Annotated in this window: 16 protein-coding genes; 11 read left to right on the top strand and 5 right to left on the bottom strand. The window is 63.7% G+C overall.

Annotated elements, in window-relative coordinates:
• Positions 1-78: 78 nt before the first annotated feature.
• From LOY54_RS11770 to LOY54_RS11755, 4 genes are all read left to right on the top strand, one after another.
• On the top strand, positions 79-1,242 hold the full coding sequence (locus LOY54_RS11770) for an isovaleryl-CoA dehydrogenase (protein ID WP_045198521.1): 1,164 nt from the start codon (positions 79-81) through the stop codon (positions 1,240-1,242).
• A gap of 132 nt (positions 1,243-1,374) precedes the next feature.
• The gene (locus tag LOY54_RS11765) at positions 1,375-2,979 is read left to right on the top strand and encodes a carboxyl transferase domain-containing protein (protein WP_258610473.1); all 1,605 of its coding nucleotides are present in this window, start codon (positions 1,375-1,377) and stop codon (positions 2,977-2,979) included.
• A gap of 2 nt (positions 2,980-2,981) precedes the next feature.
• Positions 2,982-3,800 (top strand): gamma-carboxygeranoyl-CoA hydratase, encoded by an 819-nt coding sequence (locus tag LOY54_RS11760; RefSeq protein WP_045198517.1) that lies wholly within the window; start codon positions 2,982-2,984, stop codon positions 3,798-3,800.
• Positions 3,797-5,752 carry an acetyl/propionyl/methylcrotonyl-CoA carboxylase subunit alpha gene (locus LOY54_RS11755; RefSeq protein WP_258610472.1) on the top strand — a complete coding sequence of 652 codons (1,956 nt, stop codon included), beginning with the start codon at positions 3,797-3,799 and terminating at the stop codon, positions 5,750-5,752. Before LOY54_RS11760 ends, LOY54_RS11755 begins: the two co-directional genes overlap by 4 nt.
• 51 nt (positions 5,753-5,803) lie before the next feature.
• Here LOY54_RS11755 and LOY54_RS11750 read toward each other — a convergent pair whose 3' ends face one another.
• Positions 5,804-6,463, bottom strand: a complete 660-nt coding sequence (locus LOY54_RS11750) for a LexA family transcriptional regulator (protein WP_045198513.1) — start codon at positions 6,461-6,463, stop codon at positions 5,804-5,806.
• Between the two features lie 131 nt (positions 6,464-6,594).
• Here LOY54_RS11750 and LOY54_RS11745 point away from each other — a divergent pair, with 131 nt between their 5' ends.
• The 4 genes from LOY54_RS11745 (at position 6,595) to LOY54_RS11730 (ending at position 10,508) form a co-directional block, all read left to right on the top strand.
• On the top strand, positions 6,595-6,927 hold the full coding sequence (locus LOY54_RS11745) for a DUF6124 family protein (RefSeq protein ID WP_045198511.1): 333 nt from the start codon (positions 6,595-6,597) through the stop codon (positions 6,925-6,927).
• 445 nt (positions 6,928-7,372) lie between these two features.
• Positions 7,373-7,885 carry a DUF4880 domain-containing protein gene (locus tag LOY54_RS11740; RefSeq protein ID WP_045198509.1) on the top strand — a complete coding sequence of 171 codons (513 nt, stop codon included), beginning with the start codon at positions 7,373-7,375 and terminating at the stop codon, positions 7,883-7,885.
• Between the two features lie 49 nt (positions 7,886-7,934).
• Complete coding sequence (locus LOY54_RS11735) at positions 7,935-9,083, top strand: M14-type cytosolic carboxypeptidase (RefSeq protein WP_258610471.1); 1,149 nt, start codon at positions 7,935-7,937, stop codon at positions 9,081-9,083.
• 108 nt (positions 9,084-9,191) lie between these two features.
• The gene (locus tag LOY54_RS11730) at positions 9,192-10,508 is read left to right on the top strand and encodes an alginate export family protein (RefSeq protein ID WP_258610470.1); all 1,317 of its coding nucleotides are present in this window, start codon (positions 9,192-9,194) and stop codon (positions 10,506-10,508) included.
• On the opposite strand, the gene LOY54_RS11725 is transcribed toward LOY54_RS11730, so the two are convergent.
• The 3 genes from LOY54_RS11725 to LOY54_RS11715 form a co-directional block, all read right to left on the bottom strand.
• The gene (locus LOY54_RS11725) at positions 10,505-11,002 is read right to left on the bottom strand and encodes a PaaI family thioesterase (protein ID WP_258610469.1); all 498 of its coding nucleotides are present in this window, start codon (positions 11,000-11,002) and stop codon (positions 10,505-10,507) included. The two genes, LOY54_RS11730 and LOY54_RS11725, sit on opposite strands and share 4 nt — an antisense overlap.
• Positions 11,003-11,111: 109 nt before the next feature.
• Complete coding sequence (locus tag LOY54_RS11720; protein WP_045198501.1) at positions 11,112-12,521, bottom strand: amino acid permease; 1,410 nt, start codon at positions 12,519-12,521, stop codon at positions 11,112-11,114.
• 113 nt (positions 12,522-12,634) lie between these two features.
• The gene (locus tag LOY54_RS11715) at positions 12,635-14,125 is read right to left on the bottom strand and encodes an aldehyde dehydrogenase family protein (RefSeq protein WP_213601540.1); all 1,491 of its coding nucleotides are present in this window, start codon (positions 14,123-14,125) and stop codon (positions 12,635-12,637) included.
• A gap of 150 nt (positions 14,126-14,275) precedes the next feature.
• On the opposite strand from LOY54_RS11715, the gene LOY54_RS11710 reads away from it, so the two are divergent.
• Both LOY54_RS11710 and LOY54_RS11705 read left to right on the top strand, forming a co-directional pair.
• Positions 14,276-15,193: a LysR substrate-binding domain-containing protein gene (locus tag LOY54_RS11710; protein ID WP_258610468.1), complete on the top strand. Its 918-nt coding sequence runs from the start codon at positions 14,276-14,278 to the stop codon at positions 15,191-15,193.
• Positions 15,194-15,272: 79 nt separating this feature from the next.
• A complete protein-coding gene (locus tag LOY54_RS11705; protein WP_258610467.1) occupies positions 15,273-16,523 on the top strand; it encodes an aspartate aminotransferase family protein in 1,251 nt (416 codons plus the stop codon).
• Here LOY54_RS11705 and LOY54_RS11700 read toward each other — a convergent pair.
• On the bottom strand, positions 16,520-17,155 hold the full coding sequence (locus tag LOY54_RS11700; RefSeq protein WP_258610466.1) for a metalloregulator ArsR/SmtB family transcription factor: 636 nt from the start codon (positions 17,153-17,155) through the stop codon (positions 16,520-16,522). The two genes, LOY54_RS11705 and LOY54_RS11700, sit on opposite strands and share 4 nt — an antisense overlap.
• A 75-nt stretch (positions 17,156-17,230) precedes the next feature.
• Between LOY54_RS11700 and LOY54_RS11695 the strand changes: the two genes are divergently transcribed.
• Positions 17,231-17,719 carry a DUF2938 domain-containing protein gene (locus LOY54_RS11695; protein WP_258610465.1) on the top strand — a complete coding sequence of 163 codons (489 nt, stop codon included), beginning with the start codon at positions 17,231-17,233 and terminating at the stop codon, positions 17,717-17,719.
• Positions 17,720-17,721: the final 2 nt, after the last annotated feature.

Raw genomic sequence — 17,721 nt, 5'->3', positions numbered from 1 at the left:
CTGTAGGAGCGGGCATAACCTGCGATGAGGCCAGCACAAGCACCCTTAATCCAAGAACAATCAACAATAGGTGCCCGCATGCGTTATCCGACCCTGAACTTCGCCCTGGGCGAAACCATCGACATGCTTCGCGACCAGGTGCAGTCCTTCGTCGCCGCAGAGCTGGCGCCGCGCGCCGCGCAGATCGACCAGGACAACCTGTTCCCCGCCGACATGTGGCGCAAGTTCGGTGACATGGGCCTGCTGGGGATCACCGTCAGTGAAGAATACGGCGGCGCCGGCCTCGGCTACCTGGCCCACGTGGTGGCCATGGAAGAAATCAGCCGCGGCTCGGCCTCGGTCGCCCTCTCCTACGGCGCCCATTCCAACCTCTGCGTCAACCAGATCAACCGCAACGGCAACGCCGAGCAGAAAGCCAAGTACCTGCCCAAGCTGATCAGTGGCGAGCACATCGGCGCCCTGGCCATGAGCGAGCCGAATGCCGGTTCCGACGTGGTATCGATGAAACTGCGCGCCGAACAGCGCGGCGACCACTTCGTCCTCAACGGCAGCAAAACCTGGATCACTAACGGCCCGGACGCCAACACCTACGTGATCTACGCCAAGACCGACCTCGACAAAGGCGCCCACGGCATCACCGCCTTTATTGTCGAACGCGACTGGAAAGGCTTCAGCCGCAGCAACAAGTTCGACAAGCTGGGCATGCGCGGCTCGAACACCTGCGAGCTGTTCTTCGACAACGTCGAAGTACCCAAAGAGAACATCCTCGGCGTGCTCAACGGCGGCGTCAAAGTACTGATGAGCGGCCTGGACTACGAGCGTGTGGTGCTCTCCGGCGGCCCGACCGGGATCATGCAGGCCTGCATGGACCTGGTGGTGCCCTACATCCACGACCGCAAGCAGTTCGGCCAGAGCATCGGCGAGTTCCAGCTGATCCAGGGCAAAATCGCCGACATGTACACCCAGCTCAACGCCAGCCGCGCCTACCTGTACGCCGTGGCCCAGGCCTGCGACCGCGCCGAAACCACGCGCAAGGACGCCGCCGGGGTCATCCTCTACACCGCCGAGCGCGCCACCCAGATGGCCCTTGAGGCGATCCAGATTCTGGGAGGCAACGGCTACATCAACGAATTCCCGGCCGGCCGCCTGCTGCGCGATGCCAAGCTCTACGAGATCGGCGCCGGCACCAGTGAGATCCGCCGGATGCTGATCGGCCGCGAACTCTTCCAAGAGACGCGCTGAAGCGCTTAGCAGCAAGCTACAAGCGGCAAGTCGATGCAGCCCGCGCAGTGCTGACGGCTCGCGACTGCCGCCATAACACAGATCAGTCTTGCAGCTTGAAGCTTGTCGCTTGATTCTGCGTGAGGAACCACAATGATCATCAAGTCTCACATCAATCCGAAGTCAGCAGAGTTCGCGCAGAGCTACGCCGCCATGGCGAAACAGGTCGACGCCTTGCGCAGCCTGATCGCCCAGGTGCACCAGGGCGGTGGGCCCAAGGCCCAGGAGCGGCACACCTCGCGGGGCAAACTGCTGCCACGCGAACGTATCGACCGCCTGCTCGACGCAGGTTCGCCGTTCCTTGAAATCGGCCAGCTGGCCGCCCATGAGGTGTACGGCGAAGACGTCCCGGCCGCAGGCGTGATCGCCGGCATTGGCCGGGTTGAAGGCGTCGAATGCATGATCGTCGCCAACGACGCCACGGTCAAAGGCGGCTCCTACTACCCGCTAACGGTGAAAAAACACCTGCGCGCCCAGGCCATCGCCCTGCAGAACCGCCTGCCGTGCCTGTACCTGGTGGACTCCGGTGGCGCCAACCTGCCGCGCCAGGATGAAGTGTTCCCCGACCGCGAGCACTTCGGGCGGATCTTCTTCAACCAGGCCAACATGAGCGCCCTCGGCATTCCCCAGATCGCCGTGGTCATGGGCTCGTGCACCGCCGGCGGCGCCTATGTGCCGGCCATGGCCGACGAAGCGATCATGGTCCGCCAGCAGGCGACGATCTTTCTTGCCGGCCCACCGCTGGTCAAGGCTGCCACCGGCGAAGTGGTCAGCGCCGAAGACCTCGGCGGCGCCGACGTACACTGCAAAACCAGCGGCGTCGCCGACCACTATGCCGACAACGACGAGCACGCCCTGGCCATCGCCCGGCGCTGCGTGGCCAACCTCAACTGGCACAAGCTCGGCGAGTTGCAGCAGCGCGCGCCGGTGGCGCCGCTGTACAGCAGTGAAGAGCTGTACGGCGTGGTGCCGGCCGATGCCAAGCAGCCGTTCGATGTGCGCGAGGTAATTGCGCGGCTGGTCGACGGCTCGGTATTCGATGAGTTCAAGGCGTTGTTCGGCACCACTCTGGTGTGCGGCTTTGCCCACCTGCACGGGTATCCGGTAGCGATCCTGGCCAACAACGGCATCCTCTTCGCAGAAGCTGCGCAAAAAGGCGCGCACTTCATCGAACTGGCCTGCCAGCGCGGCATCCCGCTGCTGTTCTTGCAGAACATTACCGGCTTCATGGTCGGCCAGAAGTACGAGGCCGGTGGCATCGCCAAGCATGGCGCCAAGCTGGTCACCGCGGTGGCCTGCGCCCAGGTGCCGAAGTTCACCGTGATCATCGGCGGCAGCTTTGGCGCCGGCAACTACGGCATGTGCGGCCGCGCCTACGACCCGCGTTTCTTGTGGATGTGGCCAAACGCACGGATCGGCGTGATGGGCGCCGAACAGGCCGCCGGCGTGCTCGCCCAGGTCAAGCGCGAGCAGAGCGAGCGCAGCGGCCAGGCCTTCAGCGCCGAAGACGAAGCGCGTCTGAAGCAGCCGATCCTCGACCAGTACGAGCACCAGGGCCACCCTTACTACTCCAGCGCCCGGCTCTGGGACGACGGCGTCATCGACCCGGCGCAAACCCGCGAGATCCTTGGCCTGGCGTTGTCCGCGGCCCTCAACGCACCGATCGAACAGAGCCGTTTCGGCATTTTCCGGATGTGACCATGAGCGACTTCACTACCCTTGAACTGATCAAGGACCCCCGTGGTTTCGCCACCCTGTGGCTGAGCCGGGAAGACAAGAACAACGCCTTCAACGCGCAGATGATCCGCGAGCTGATCATCGCCATCGACCATATCGGCGCCGACAGCAGCCTGCGTTTCGTGCTGCTGCGTGGCCGTGGCCGGCACTTCAGCGCCGGTGCCGACCTGGCCTGGATGCAGCAGTCGGCGCAACTGGACTACAACACCAACCTTGACGACGCCCGCGAGCTGGCCGAGCTGATGTACAACCTGGCGCGGCTCAAGGTGCCGACCCTGGCGGTGGTGCAAGGCGCAGCCTTTGGTGGCGCCCTGGGCCTGATCAGCTGCTGCGACATGGCCATTGGCGCCAGTGACGCGCAGTTGTGCCTGTCGGAAGTGCGCATCGGCTTGGCGCCAGCTGTGATCAGCCCGTTCGTGGTCCAGGCCATGGGCGAGCGCGCCGCACGCCGCTACGCCCTCACCGCCGAACGCTTCAGCGGTGAGCGCGCCCGTGAGCTGGGCCTGCTGGCCGAAGCCTACCCGGCCGCCGAGCTGGAACAGCAGGTCGACAACTGGATCGACAACCTGCTGCTCAACAGCCCGCAGGCCATGCGTGCCAGCAAGGAGCTGCTGCGTGAAGTCGGCCCCGGCGAGCTGACCCCTGCCATCCGCCGCTACTGCGAAAACGCCATCGCCCGCATTCGCGTCAGCCCCGAGGGGCAGGAAGGCCTGCGCGCCTTCCTGGAAAAACGCAGCCCGGCCTGGCAGGGCCAACCGTCACACAAGGAGCCGCGCCCATGAGCCGCACCCCGTTGACCACCCTGCTGGTCGCCAACCGCGGCGAGATCGCCTGCCGGGTGATGCGCACCGCCAAGGCCCTGGGCCTGACCACTGTGGCCGTGCACAGCGCCATCGACCGTGAAGCGCGGCACAGCCGCGAAGCTGACATTCGCGTCGACCTCGGCGGCGCCAAGGCCGCTGACAGCTACCTGGACATCGACAAGCTGCTGGCCGCGGCCAAAGCCAGCGGCGCCCAGGCGATCCACCCCGGCTACGGCTTTTTGTCCGAAAACGCAGGCTTTGCCCGTGCCATCGAGCAGGCCGGGCTGATTTTCCTCGGCCCACCGGCCAGCGCCATCGATGCCATGGGCAGCAAGTCGGCGGCCAAGGCCCTGATGGAACAGGCCGGCGTGCCGCTGGTGCCGGGTTATCACGGCGAAGCCCAGGACCTGGAAACCTTCCGCGCCGCCGCCGAAAAGATCGGCTACCCGGTGCTGCTCAAGGCTACCGCTGGCGGCGGCGGCAAAGGCATGAAGGTGGTCGAGCACGAAAGCCAGCTCGGCGAAGCCCTGGCCTCGGCCCAGCGTGAAGCGCAGTCGTCGTTCGGCGATGCGCGCATGCTGGTGGAAAAATACGTGCTCAAGCCGCGCCACGTAGAGATCCAGGTGTTCGCCGACCAGCACGGCAACTGCCTGTACCTCAACGAGCGCGACTGCTCGATCCAGCGCCGGCACCAGAAGGTCGTCGAAGAAGCCCCTGCCCCGGGCCTGAGCAGCGCCCAGCGCCAGGCCATGGGCGAAGCGGCGGTCAAGGCGGCCCAAGCCATCGGCTATGTCGGTGCCGGTACCGTGGAGTTTCTGCTCGATGCCCGCGGCGAGTTCTTCTTCATGGAGATGAACACCCGCCTGCAGGTCGAGCACCCGGTCACCGAAGCGATCACCGGCCTGGACCTGGTCGCCTGGCAGATTCGCGTCGCCTGTGGCGAGCCATTGCCAATCACCCAGGCGCAGGTGCCGCTCAACGGCCATGCCATCGAAGTGCGCCTGTATGCCGAAGACCCGGCCAATGACTTTCTCCCGGCCACCGGCCACCTGGCGCTGTACCGCGAGTCGGCGCCGGGCGAAGGCCGACGGGTGGACAGCGGCGTCAGCGAAGGCGACGACGTCTCGCCGTTCTATGACCCGATGCTCGGCAAGCTGATCGCCTGGGGCGAAACCCGCGAGCAGGCGCGCTTGCGCTTGCTGGCGATGCTCGACGAGTTTGCCATCGGCGGGCTGAAAACCAATATCGCCTTTCTGCGGCGCATCCTCGCCCACCCGGCATTTGCCGAGGCCGAGCTGGATACCGGGTTCATCCCGCGTTATCAGGAACAATTGCTACCGGCACCGCAAGCCTTGCCGGCGGCGTTCTGGCAGGCGGCGGCCGAAGCCTTCATCCAGAGCCAGCCGGTTCACCCGCGGGCCGATGACCGTCACTCGCCGTGGGCCGCCAATAACGGCTTTCGTGCCGGCGTGCCGGCGCAGGTCAGCCTGCACCTGACCTGCAACGGTGAAGCTCGGGTCATCAACCTGACTCAGACGGATGCATCAAAGCTGACCCTGGACGGCGAGCAGCTACTGATCGACGAAGACGGCCTGCGCCGCCGGCACCTGGCAATCCGCCGTGGCCAGACCCTGTACCTGCAATGGGACGGCGAGCTGCACAGCGTCAACCGCTACGACCCGATTGCCGAGGCCGATGCCAGCCACAGCCATCAGGGCGGCCTTGGCGCGCCAATGAACGGCAGCATCGTACGGGTGCTGGTGGAGGTTGGCCAGGCGGTGGAAGCCGGTGCGCAGCTGGTGGTGCTGGAAGCCATGAAGATGGAACACAGCATCCGCGCGCCCCATGCTGGGACAGTCAAGGCGCTGTTCTGCCAGGAAGGCGAGATGGTCAGTGAAGGGGCTGTGCTAGTGGAGCTGGACGAGGCTTGAGGGCCTCATCGCGGGGCAAGTCGGGTCGCCTGCCCCGCGATGAGATTCAGCTCAAAACTTGACCAATGCCTGCACCACCACCCCCAGCAACTCGCACTGCTCGCTGCACAAGGCCTTGGGATAGGTCGGGTTGAGCGGGCGCAGATAGCGCTGGCCGCCCTCCTCGCTCAACTGGCGAAAACTCGTTGCCGTGCTGCCTGGCGAACGCGCGATCACCAGTTTTCCGGGTTCGGCCGCAAGCCCGGTATCGACCAGGATCAGCATGCCCTCCGGCACGCTCAAGCCCAACGGCGCGGTCATCGCGTCGCCTTCGACCCTGAGCCAGAACGCCCGCCCCTGCGCTTTATAGTCGGTTGACTGCAACGGCGTGTCATCGGCCACCTCAACCGGGTCAAGATTGCCCCAGGCCAGAATCGGGTAGCGAAAATACAGTTCGTGCTGTAGGCCATCGGCGCCAGCCACAGTAGTCGGGTTGCCCGATACCGTGTAGGAACCGTTGCTTTCCGACACCTGATTGGGGAAAACCATCTGCAGCGGCGGCAGCCCCACTTCCACCAGAATCTGGTTGAGCACCCGCAGTTTCGGCTCGCGCTCCTCGCGCAGCCAGTGGCCCACGGCGCCCTGGGTGACTCCGATGCGTTCGGCGAGATTTTCCTGCGTGACTTTCAGTTCACGCATCCTGGCTTTAACCAGGTCAGTCCATTTATCCATCGCTGGCACGATACGGACTGCCTTCTGGCGCTCAATACACATATTGTAGTATTTAAACAATAGTCATAACTACAGAGCGTATTAATATCTGCCAACACCTTTCATCGCTTACCCAAACAGCAGGCAGACGCATGAAACCGATATCCCCTGAAACGGACCTCAGCCTTGATTCCGAAGCATTAAGTAACAGTGATGCCGCCCGGCGCGCGCTGGATTACTACCTCAACCCGGCACCGGTGACCTTTGGCCCCGACGAGCCGCTGCTGGTCGCCCGTGAGGGCCTCAGCAGCGCCCAGGCCACCGCCCATGCCAGCAATATATTGCGCTGCGCTGCCGCCACCGCCTACGAATCGGCTGACGGCATGCAAGGCGTACCGCGCGACCTGGCGCTGGCGTCGATGCACATGATCAACATGGCCAGGGCCATGCTCGAGCGCACGGCAGCCAATCAGGAGCATTCCTGAGCCTGTTGCAGAACGTTACGTGGGAGTCGACCGAAGGCGGGTGCTGGTGTCCGCCGGTCAGGAGGGAGCGCACTGCGTAAAAGTTTTTACGCAATGACAGAAAATTCATTTGACTTGCAAATGATAACGATTATTATTGCTCACAACTGGTCGCGAGACTGGTTGGATAAACTGAAAGCCCTTAGGTCGGACTCTCAGATTATCTCCTCATCAGGCTAATCACGGTTTTTGACCCGGCTTTTTGCCGGGTCTTTTTTTTGGTCTTCAGGCTAATGAAGAGGGGTGTTGCTTGAATGGCCGCGATGATAGCAAATGAATGTCGCACAGTGAATGGTTGTAACAGCGCTTTGCGGAATTAGCACTTGAGAATCAATCTCGTTACGAATAAGCTGTTGCAGCGTCAAGGAAGACGCCCCCACTCCACCGACCAGCAAGGAGCTTGTACATGACCCGTCTGTTGCTGCCCCTTGAACACAATCCCCTTTCCCACCATCTGGCGGACGATGCCCTGCTGCAGCGCCTGAAAAAGCTGCCGCGCCGCGTTCAGCAGGTATTTCTCCTCAGCCGCCTCGATCAACTGTCGTTCGCCAGCATTGCCGAGCGCCTCGACCTGCCGGCCATCACTGTCGAGCGCCACATGAACCAGGCGCTGCAGATTGCCCGCGAAGAGCGCGACGCCCTGGCGAGCATCGCCGGCCAGTGGTACGTACGCCTGCAAAGCCCGGACGTGACGGCCAGCGAACGCATCGATTTTCGCCGCTGGCTAGACAGCGCCCCGGCACACCGCGAGGCGTTCCACGCCACCGAGCTGCGCTGGCGCTCGCTGCTGGCTCCGGCGCGCCAACTGGGCGAGGACGGCTGGTACCGGCAACCACGCGCCGCGCTGTCGCTGGGCGGTTGCTCGGTGGCCATCGGCCTGGGCCTGGCGGCATTGGCAGCGATCGGTTTCTGGTCCTGAGCCAGGCGTGTAGAGTAGTTGCCACAACAACTCTACATGGAGCCTGGTGATGACCGTGACGCTGTCCCCCCTGCACATCGACTGCGATTTCGATTCCGGCAACATCCTCGTCAAGGATGCCAGTGACCCTGCACGGGTGCGCCTGGAGATCCGCCCCGACACCCGCAGCGAGCACTTCCAGTGGTTCCACTTCAAGGCTGCGGGGCTGACCCCGGGCCAGACCCATGGTTTTGTCCTGGAAAACGCCGGTGCCTCGTCCTACCACGAGGCCTGGAGCGGTTACCAGGCCGTGGCCTCCTACGACCAGCAACAGTGGTTCCGGGTGCCCACCACTTTCGACGGCAAGGCCCTCGAATTCAGCCTCAAGGCCGAACAGCCCCAGGCCTGGTTTGCCTATTTCGAGCCCTACCCGCGCGCGCGCCACAATCAGTTGATTGAACGCGCCACCAGCCTGCCTGGCGTTGAACTGCTGGCCACCGGCCGCAGCGTCGAAGGCCGTGACATCCAGTTGCTGCGCGCCGGCGACGGCGCCGCAACCAAGCGCAAACTGTGGATGATCGCCCAGCAGCACCCGGGTGAGCACATGGCCGAGTGGTTCATGGAAGGGGTGATCGACCGCTTGCAAGACAATGACCCGACGATCCAGGCCTTGCTGCAGGAAGCCGACCTGTACCTGATCGCGAATATGAACCCCGACGGCGCCATCCACGGCCACCTGCGCACCAACGCCAAGGGCCAGGACCTGAACCGCGCCTGGCAGGATGCGAGCATCGACAAGAGCCCGGAGGTATTCTTCGCCCAGCAGCAGATGAAGCTGCACGGCGTCGACCTGTTCCTCGACGTGCACGGCGACGAAGAAATCCCCCACGTGTTCACCGCCGGCTGCGAAGGCAACCCCGGCTACAACGCGCGTATCGCTGCCCTGGAAACCACCTTCCGCGACAGCCTGTGCAAGCGCACCGTGGACTTCCAGCAGGTCCATGGCTACCCGCGCTCCGCCCCTGGCCAGGCCAATATGACCCTGGCCTGCAACAGCGTCGGCCAGGCCCATGACTGCCTGTCGCTGACCCTTGAGATGCCGTTCAAAGACCACGACGACGCGCCCAACGCCGAAACCGGCTGGAACGGCCAACGCAGCAAGGACCTGGCCAGCGCCGTGCTCGACGTGTTCGCGCAGATGGCCGCTACCCTGCGCTAAACCTGCTGGCGAGCAGGATCAACCGCCCTGGCAGGCAAAGCAAAGACCTGCCGGGGCCTTCGAACCCTAAATGGCGGCCACCAACGCCTCCTTTAGGGAACCTGCGCCATGACCACCCGCCTCCCCCATTTGCTCAAGGGCACCAGCCTCAGCCTGCTGCTGGCCCTGCCCCCGGCTCATGCACTTGAGCTGTATGCCGATGACGACACCCACCTGAACGCCAACTTCCTCGCCGTGTACGGCCTGTTCAACAGCCGCAAGAATTACGACGGCACCCCAGGCGGCTCGACCTGGCGCGAAGGCTTTATCAAATATGGCTTGAGCGCCGACCAGCGCCTGGGCGAACTGGGCACGGTTTACGGCACCGCCAACCTGGTCAGTTCGGCGACCTGGGGCGACGGCGATGCTGCCGGCATCAGCGATGGCAGCGAACGCACGACTAAATTCGACGAAGCCTTCGCCGGCTGGCGCTCGGGCAAGCTGATCCCGGCACTGGGCGAGGATGGCCTGGACCTGTCGTTCGGTCGCCAGGTCATCACCCTCGGCGATGGCTTCATCATCAACGACGACGGCCTGAACTTCGGCAAGGGCCCGGCCGACGGCGAGCTCAATCGCGGCGGCGCCTATTACCTGGCCGCCCGCCATGCTTTCGACAAGACCGCAGTACTGCGCCTGGGCGCCAAGGATGGCCTGCATGGCAGCCTGTTGTGGATGAAGTCGGACAACCGCGCCCAGGCCAACAGCGAACTGGCCGCCGGCACCCTGGCCTACAGCGCTGCCCCCGGCACCCTGGAACTGACTTACATTCGCGGCCTGAATGTCGATGATCGCTATGCCAGTGAATTCCAGAAACAACGTGAAGGCATGGACATCTACAGCCTGCGCGGCGCCGGTGATGCTGGGGTCGAGAACGCGCATTTCGCCTTCGAATATGCCTGGCAAAACAAGCACGCAGGGCCGGAGAAAGCCTGGTACGCCGAAGCCGGCTACACCTTTGCCGAGGTGCCCTGGCGCCCGGACCTGACCTACCGCTACAGCCGCTATTCCGAAGGCTGGGACTCGATGTTCAACGGCATGAACCGCGGCTACGGCACCTGGTTCCAGGGCGAGGTCACGGGCAACTATTCAGGCCCGTTCAACAGCAACAACGACGTGCACTTTGTCGCCCTCAAGGCCACCCCGGTCGAGGCCCTGACCCTGGGCGTGCTGCTGTTCAACTACAAGACCCTGCACGAGCGCGGCACGCTGAACCTCGACGGCCGCGAGCTGGACCTGTACGCCGAATGGGCAGTCAGCGAGCACCTGATCATCAGCCCGCTGCTGGGCCTGTACCAGCCGCGCAAGAGCAGCGATGACGGCGGCAACCAGGTTGGCGGCAATGGCACCAACGTCTACAGCCAGTTGACCATTGCCGTGCCGTTTTAAGCGGTGCCGTGGGCCTTGTGCTTGAGCTTTTCGGTGTCGACCCGGACGAACACCGAGTCGGCGCTGACGGTCAGCACGTCGTCGGCCCAGACTTCGCAGATCACCCGGCTCTTGCGCCCCACTTCACCCTCGACCCGGGCCTTGAGCAGCAGCTCGACGCCCATCGGCGTGGGTTTCAGGTAGGTCAGGTTGAGCTGGCCGGTGACGCAGTCGATACGCGGCAGGCTGCCCGGCTCGCGGCCTTCGGCGCGGTAGTGGTAGGCCATGGCGGCCCAGTTCGAATGGCAGTCGACCAGCATCGCCAGCAAACCGCCATAGACCAGCCCCGGCCAGCCGAGGAAGGTGCTGTCGGGCGAGTGGCGGCACAGCAGGTGGATACCGTCGGCGTCCCAGTGGCTCTTCAGGTGCAGGCCGCTGGGGTGGGAACAGCCGCAGCCGTAGCAGACGCCTTCGGGGGCGGCCAGTTCCTGCAGGGATAAGGCTTGGGTACTCATAGGCTTCCTGATTGTCTGTTTTTTAAAGGGAAAGCAACGCCGATAGTAACGCCGGACAACGAAAAAGCCCATGAACCGGTCATGGGCTTTTGCCGTGCCAAGCGCCGCGCTAGAGGCCTTTGGCCGATACCGCCGGGCTGCCGGCCGGCTCGCTGGCCGGTGTTTTACGGCGGGTCAGCGAGATCAGCAGGATGGCCAGGGTCACCCCCGCGGTCATCAGGGTTTCATAGCGGTAGGCCGGGCTGATCAGCATGTAGCCGAGCACCAGGGTAATCAGGCCGATGACCAGCCAGGTCAGCCACGGGAACAGCCACATCTTGAACGCAAGCTCCGTGCCCTGGCGATCGGTGATGGCGCGCATGCGCAGCTGCGACACAGCAATCACCAGGTACACCAGCAAGGCGATGGCGCCGGTGGTCGAGAGCAAAAAGCCGAAGACCTTGCCCGGGAACACATAGTTGACCAGGCAACCGGCAAAGCCTGCGAAGGTCGAGAGAATCACCGCCACGGTCGGCACGCCGTTGCCGGAGATACGCTTGGTCATCTTCAGCGCCTCGCCCCGCGAGCCCAGCGAGTAGAGCATGCGCGAGGCGGTATAAAGCCCCGAGTTCATGCAACTGGTCACCGCCACCAGCACCACCAGGTCAACCATCAGCTTGGCGCCCGGCACGTTGAGCACTTCCAGCACGCGCTGGAACGAGCCAACGGCCTTGAGGCCCGGGTCGTTCCAGGCTACCAGCGAAACGATGAAGAAGATCGAGACGATGTAGAAGATCGCGATGCGGTACACCACCAGGTTGGTGGCCCTGCGGATCTTGTCCTTGGGGTTGGACGTTTCGTCGGCGGCGATGGTGACGATCTCGGCGCCGAAGAACGAGAAAATGGTCACCAGCACACCGCCGAGCACCGCGCCAAAGCCGTTGGGCATGAAGCCGCCAGTGGCCCACAGTTGCTGCACGCCGGAGACTTCGGCCAGTGGCCAGAAGCCGAACACCGCCAGGGTGCAGACACCAATAAAGGCAAGAATGGCAATGACCTTGATCAGCGCGAACCAGTACTCGAACTCGCCGAAGTTCTTCACGCTGATCAGGTTGGTGCCCGACAGCACGATCATGATCAGAAAGGCGAACAGCCACGACGGCACGCCGGGGAAGTAGGCATGCAGGATATCGGCACCGGCAATCGCCTCGACCGGAATGATCAGCACCCAGAACCACCAGTACAGCCAGCCGATGGTAAACCCGGCCCAGGGCCCGATGGCCTGGCTGGCGTAGGTGGAGAACGAGCCGCTGTTGGGGTTGGCGATGGCCATCTCCCCGAGCATGCGCATCACCAATAGCACCAGCAGGCCGGTCATGGTGTAGGAAATCAGAATGGCCGGCCCGGCGGTGGCGATGGCCGTGGACGAGCCAATGAACAGCCCGGCGCCGATGATCCCGGCAATGGAGATCATCGACACCTGGCGCGAGGTCAGACCGTGTTGCAGCGAACGCTGTTTCTTTTGTTGTAGCGATGCCATGGGTAACCCTCTACTGCTTGTTCTTGTACGGTGGTGTACTTATCGCGGGTCAAGCCCGCTCCCACAGAGATCACCTCCCCTGTGGGAGCGGGCTTGCCCCGCGATAGGGCCCGTCAGTCGAAGACAATCCCCTGCGCCAACGGCAGCTCGCGGGAATAGTTCACGGTATTGGTCTGCCGGCGCATGTAGGCCTTCCACGAATCCGAGCCCGACTCACGGCCACCGCCGGTTTCCTTCTCACCGCCAAAGGCGCCGCCAATCTCCGCACCGCTGGTGCCGATGTTGACGTTGGCAATCCCGCAGTCACTGCCCGCGGCGCTCTGGAAGCGCTCGGCTTCGCGCAGGTCGGTGGTGAAGATGCACGACGACAAGCCTTGCGGCACTTCGTTGTTCAGGCGCAGGGCTTCTTCGAACTCGTCGTAGGCCAGCACGTAGAGGATCGGTGCAAAGGTTTCATGACGAACCACGGCGCTCTGGCCAGGCATCTCGACGATCGCCGGGGCCACGTAGTAGGCATTCGGGTACTGCTCCTGCAGCTGCCGCTCGCCACCGAATACCTGGCCGCCTTCATCGCGGGCCTGGGTCAGGGCATTGTGCATGGCGCTGAAGGACTGCTTGTCGATCAGCGGACCGACCAGGTTGTCTTTACGCGGGTCGCCGATACGAACCTTGGCATAGGCGGCTTTGACCCGGGCAACCACTTCGTCCTTGATCGAGCGATGGACGATCAGCCGGCGCAAGGTGGTGCAGCGCTGGCCAGCAGTACCGACGGCGCTGAAGAGGATGCCGCGCACGGCCAGATCCAGGTCGGCACTCGGTGCAAGAATCATCGCGTTGTTGCCACCGAGTTCGAGGATGCTGCGGCCGAAACGTGCAGCCACCCGCGGGCCGACTTCACGGCCCATGCGGGTGCTGCCGGTGGCGCTGACCAGCGGCACGCGCGGATCGTCGACCAGCGCTTCGCCGGCCTCACGATCACCGATGATCAACTGGCTCAGGCCTTCAGGCGCATCACCGAAGGCTTTCAGGGCTTTTTCGAACAGCGCCTGGCAGGCCAGCGCGGTCAGCGGGGTTTTCTCCGACGGCTTCCAGACCACGGCGTTGCCGCACACCAATGCCAGGGTGGTGTTCCAGGCCCAGACCGCGACGGGGAAGTTGAAGGCGCTGATCACTCCAACCACGCCCAACGGGTGCCAGGTTTCACGCATATGGTGGCCCGGACGCTCGGAGGCGATGGTCAGGCCATAGAGCTGACGCGACAGGCCGACGGCGAAGTCGCAGATGTCGATCATTTCCTGCACTTCGCCCAGGCCTTCCTGGGTGATCTTGCCGGCTTCGATCGACACCAGCTCGCCGAGTGCAGCCTTGTGCTCACGCAGCACTTCGCCGAACAGCCGCACCAGTTCGCCACGCCGTGGCGCCGGCACATCACGCCAGCGCAAGAAGGCCCCATGGGCGGCGTCGATACGACGGGTTACCGCCGCTTTGTCTTCCAGGGTAAGCGCTGCGATCTGGCTGCCGTCGATGGGCGTAAAAACAGCATGAGTGCCGCCGTTATATAAACTTTCAGGCACGCCCAAACGGGTAAGTAGTTCAGCAACCATCTTATTATTCTCCTACAGCGGATACGGGTTGAAATCGTTGATGCAGGTCAGTATTAATCTATAGGGACGCTGCTCACAAACGACCTTTTAGAAGCACATGATTCCGTAACGGAATGACCTCATCTCTTTTTCGCCAGGTTGACCCCGCCCATGTCCAAACGCCTGATGCCCTCCACCACCGCCCTGCAGTGCTTCGAAGCCGCCGCCCGGCACCTGAGTTTTACCCGTGCAGCCCAAGAGCTGCACCTGACCCAGAGCGCGGTGAGCAAGCAGGTCGCGCAGCTTGAAGAGATGCTCTCGCACCCGCTGTTCCAGCGCATCCGCCGGCGCCTGCACCTGACCCCGGCCGGCGCCCTGTACCTGGCCGAGGTGAACAAGATCCTGGTGCAACTGGACATGTCCAGCCGCTACATCCTCAGTTATGGCGGTGAGACCGAAGTGCTGCGCATCGCCACCCAGCCGACCTTCGGCGAGCGTTGGCTGGTGCCCAACCTCAAGGGCTTCGGCGAGCGCCATCCGCGTATTCACCTGGACATCCGCAACGAACTGGAGCCCTTCGACCTGGTTCAGGCCAAGGCCGACATCGCCTTCTTTTTCGGCCAGGGCACCTGGCCCGGGGCAACCTGCGTCGAGCTGTTCAAGGAGCAGGTGGTGCCGGTGTGCGCCCCGGACCTGCTGGCCCGGCAGCACTTCGACAGTGCCGAATCACTCACCGAACACCGCCTGCTGCAGTGCACCTCGCGGCCCGAGGCCTGGCATGAGTGGTTTCTCGGCCAGGGCCTGCACAGCCAGAACAGCTACCACGGCCCACGCTTCGACACATTCTACATGTGCATCCGCGCCGCCCAGGCCGGCTGCGGCATCGCCCTTGTCCCGCGTTTTCTGGTGGCCGAGGAGCTGGCCGAAGGCAAACTGGCGATCCCCTGGAACCATCCGAAAATCAGTGAGGGCTCGCATTTTATCGCCCACGCCGAGCATGCCGCCGAGGTGCCCAAGGTCCGCGCCTTTGTCGAGTGGATCGTTGAGCGCGTAGGCAGTGGCGGGCAAGTTCCGGAATTGAAGGAATGATTGCAATCCTTTATTTCGTTTGCACTGAATAACCGCGGCTCGCTTAGATAATAAGAAACTGCAGCGAGGCCGCGGGCAAATGAGTCACGAAACTATCAGCCAGTCTATTTCCGTAGTTCACCCTATTACACTGTCACACGGTAAAAACGCGGAAGTCTGGGACACCAACGGCAAACGTTATATTGATTTTGTTGGCGGTATTGGCGTGTTGAACCTGGGCCACTGCCACCCGCGAATTGTCGCCGCCATCCAGACGCAGGCCACGCGCCTGACCCACTACGCCTTCAACGCCGCCGGGCATGAGCCCTACATCGAGCTGATGCACCGGCTGGCGCAGTTCGTGCCGGTGTCTTACCCGCTCAGTGGCATGCTCACCAACAGCGGTGCGGAAGCTGCAGAAAATGCCCTGAAGATCGCTCGCGGTGCCACCGGCAAGACCGCGATCATCGCCTTTGACGGCGGCTTTCATGGCCGCACCCTGGCGACCCTCAACCTCAACGGCAAGGTCGCGCCCTACAAGCAGCGCGTCGGCGTGCTGCCGGGGCCGGTGTATCACCTGCCCTTCCCCAGCCAGGACACCGGGGTGAGCACCGAGCAGGCGCTCGAGGCCATGCAGCGCCTGTTCAGCGTCGAGATCGACGTCAATGACGTGGCCGCCTTCATCTTTGAACCGGTGCAGGGCGAGGCCGGCTTCCTGGCCATGGAACCTGCGTTCGCCCAGGCCTTGCGCAGCTTCTGCGACCAGCACGGGATCCTGCTCATCATCGATGAAATCCAGTCGGGTTTTGGCCGCACCGGCCAGCGCTTCGCCTTCCCGCGCCTGGGCATCGAGCCGGACCTGCTGTTGCTGGCCAAAAGTATTGCCGGCGGCATGCCGCTGGGCGCGGTGGTCGGGCGCAAGGCGCTGGTCGACAACCTGCCCAAAGGCGGCCTGGGCGGTACCTACTCCGGTAACCCGATGGCCTGCGCCGCCGCGCTGGCCACCCTGGATGAAATGAGCGATGCCAACCTGGCAACCTGGGGCGAGCAGCAGGAAGCGGCGCTGCTCAGGCGCTTCGAGCGTTGGCAGGCCAACAAACTTTCACCTTACCTGGGCCGCCTGACCGGCACCGGCGCCATGCGTGGCATCGAGCTGGTCAACGCCAATGGCAGTCCGGCCACGGCGCAGCTGGCACACCTGCTGGCAGCGGCCAGAAGCGCCGGCCTGCTGCTGATGCCCAGCGGCAAGGCCCGGCACATCATCCGCTTGCTGGCACCGCTGACCATCGAGCCTGAGGTGCTGGAAGAAGGCCTTGATATCCTCGAACGCTGCCTTGGCGAGCTGGCTTAACCCTGCAGCGGCCCGGGCCACTGCTCAACGCCTGCAAGGTAATGACGCGCCTTGAAGCCCCCGGCTTTCAGGGCCGTCACCGCATCGCGGGAAAACACGCACCAGGGCCCACGGCAATAGGCGACCACTTCCTGGCTGGCCGGCAGTTCTCCCAGGCGCTGCTGCAATTCGCTGAATGGAATATTGATCGCCCCCGGCAAATGCCCTTGGGCAAATTCCTCGGCCGGGCGCACATCGAGCAGGGTCACGCTGTGCTCCTGCAAACGCTCAAGCAGCTCTTCCCTGCCGATCCCTTCCAGCTGTTCAGGCGCACTCAGGCTATCGCTCATCAGCTCGCGGATCGCCGCGCGGTTGAACGCGGCCAATTGCCCGAGCGCCGCCAGCACCTCGGTGATCGGCCCGGCGCTGAGCCGGTAGAGCACGCGCTTGCCATCACGGCGGGTCTGCACGAAGCCGGCGCGGCGCAAGTGCTGCAGGTGCTGGGAGGCGTTGGCCACCGACAGCTGGCACTGCTGGGCCAGTTGCTCGACGGCCAGCTCGCCGCCCGCCATCTGTTCGAGCAGATTCAGGCGGTGGGCGTGGCCAAGGGTCCGCGCCAGCTCGGCAATCTGCTGGTGTTGTTGGGTTTTCATATCAGTCATTGACAGCAAGGTAGCATTGGCCAATCATTCAATCAATCTATTGAATGTTATTAAAAGGAGTACGCCATGCTTGAAGGATTGACCCTTGCGATACTGATTGGCGTAACGGCCACCGCCATTGCCGATCTCTGGTCGCTGTTCCAGTTGCGCGTGCTGGGCATGGCCGGGCCGAACTGGGGCTTGGTCGGCCGCTGGATTGGCCATATGCCGCGCGGGCAGTTCGCCCATCAGAGCATCGCCAAGGCGCCTGCGCTGGCCAACGAACGGCTGATCGGCTGGAGTGCGCATTACCTAATAGGGGTGATGTTCGCCGCTTTGCTGCTCGCCCTTTGCGGGCTGGAGTGGGCGCAACAGCCACGGTTTATGCCAGCATTTGTGCTTGGCCTGGCGACCGTGGCGGCACCCTACCTGATCATGCAGCCCGGCATGGGCGCCGGTGTCTTTGCCTCGAAAACTCCCAGGCCGAATGTGGCGCGGGCACGCAGCCTGCTGGCCCATGGGGTGTTTGGCGTGGCCTTGTACCTGGCCGGGTTGTTCTGGGCCGGGCTGTTGTAGCC

It is taken from the genome of Pseudomonas sp. B21-032 (genome assembly GCF_024748965.1).
In the GTDB taxonomy this organism is placed as follows: Bacteria; Pseudomonadota; Gammaproteobacteria; order Pseudomonadales; family Pseudomonadaceae; genus Aquipseudomonas.
Note: the sequence above shows the minus strand (reverse complement) of the source record. Positions and strands in the feature narration are given on the sequence as shown.

Coding starts and splice junctions, on each gene's coding strand:
- LOY54_RS11770 (WP_045198521.1), top strand. CDS start 79: ATGCGTTATCCGACCCTGAACTTCGCCCTGGGCGAAACCATCGACATG.
- LOY54_RS11765 (WP_258610473.1), top strand. CDS start 1,375: ATGATCATCAAGTCTCACATCAATCCGAAGTCAGCAGAGTTCGCGCAG.
- LOY54_RS11760 (WP_045198517.1), top strand. CDS start 2,982: ATGAGCGACTTCACTACCCTTGAACTGATCAAGGACCCCCGTGGTTTC.
- LOY54_RS11755 (WP_258610472.1), top strand. CDS start 3,797: ATGAGCCGCACCCCGTTGACCACCCTGCTGGTCGCCAACCGCGGCGAG.
- LOY54_RS11750 (WP_045198513.1), bottom strand. CDS start 6,463: ATGGATAAATGGACTGACCTGGTTAAAGCCAGGATGCGTGAACTGAAA.
- LOY54_RS11745 (WP_045198511.1), top strand. CDS start 6,595: ATGAAACCGATATCCCCTGAAACGGACCTCAGCCTTGATTCCGAAGCA.
- LOY54_RS11740 (WP_045198509.1), top strand. CDS start 7,373: ATGACCCGTCTGTTGCTGCCCCTTGAACACAATCCCCTTTCCCACCAT.
- LOY54_RS11735 (WP_258610471.1), top strand. CDS start 7,935: ATGACCGTGACGCTGTCCCCCCTGCACATCGACTGCGATTTCGATTCC.
- LOY54_RS11730 (WP_258610470.1), top strand. CDS start 9,192: ATGACCACCCGCCTCCCCCATTTGCTCAAGGGCACCAGCCTCAGCCTG.
- LOY54_RS11725 (WP_258610469.1), bottom strand. CDS start 11,002: ATGAGTACCCAAGCCTTATCCCTGCAGGAACTGGCCGCCCCCGAAGGC.
- LOY54_RS11720 (WP_045198501.1), bottom strand. CDS start 12,521: ATGGCATCGCTACAACAAAAGAAACAGCGTTCGCTGCAACACGGTCTG.
- LOY54_RS11715 (WP_213601540.1), bottom strand. CDS start 14,125: ATGGTTGCTGAACTACTTACCCGTTTGGGCGTGCCTGAAAGTTTATAT.
- LOY54_RS11710 (WP_258610468.1), top strand. CDS start 14,276: ATGTCCAAACGCCTGATGCCCTCCACCACCGCCCTGCAGTGCTTCGAA.
- LOY54_RS11705 (WP_258610467.1), top strand. CDS start 15,273: ATGAGTCACGAAACTATCAGCCAGTCTATTTCCGTAGTTCACCCTATT.
- LOY54_RS11700 (WP_258610466.1), bottom strand. CDS start 17,155: ATGAAAACCCAACAACACCAGCAGATTGCCGAGCTGGCGCGGACCCTT.
- LOY54_RS11695 (WP_258610465.1), top strand. CDS start 17,231: ATGCTTGAAGGATTGACCCTTGCGATACTGATTGGCGTAACGGCCACC.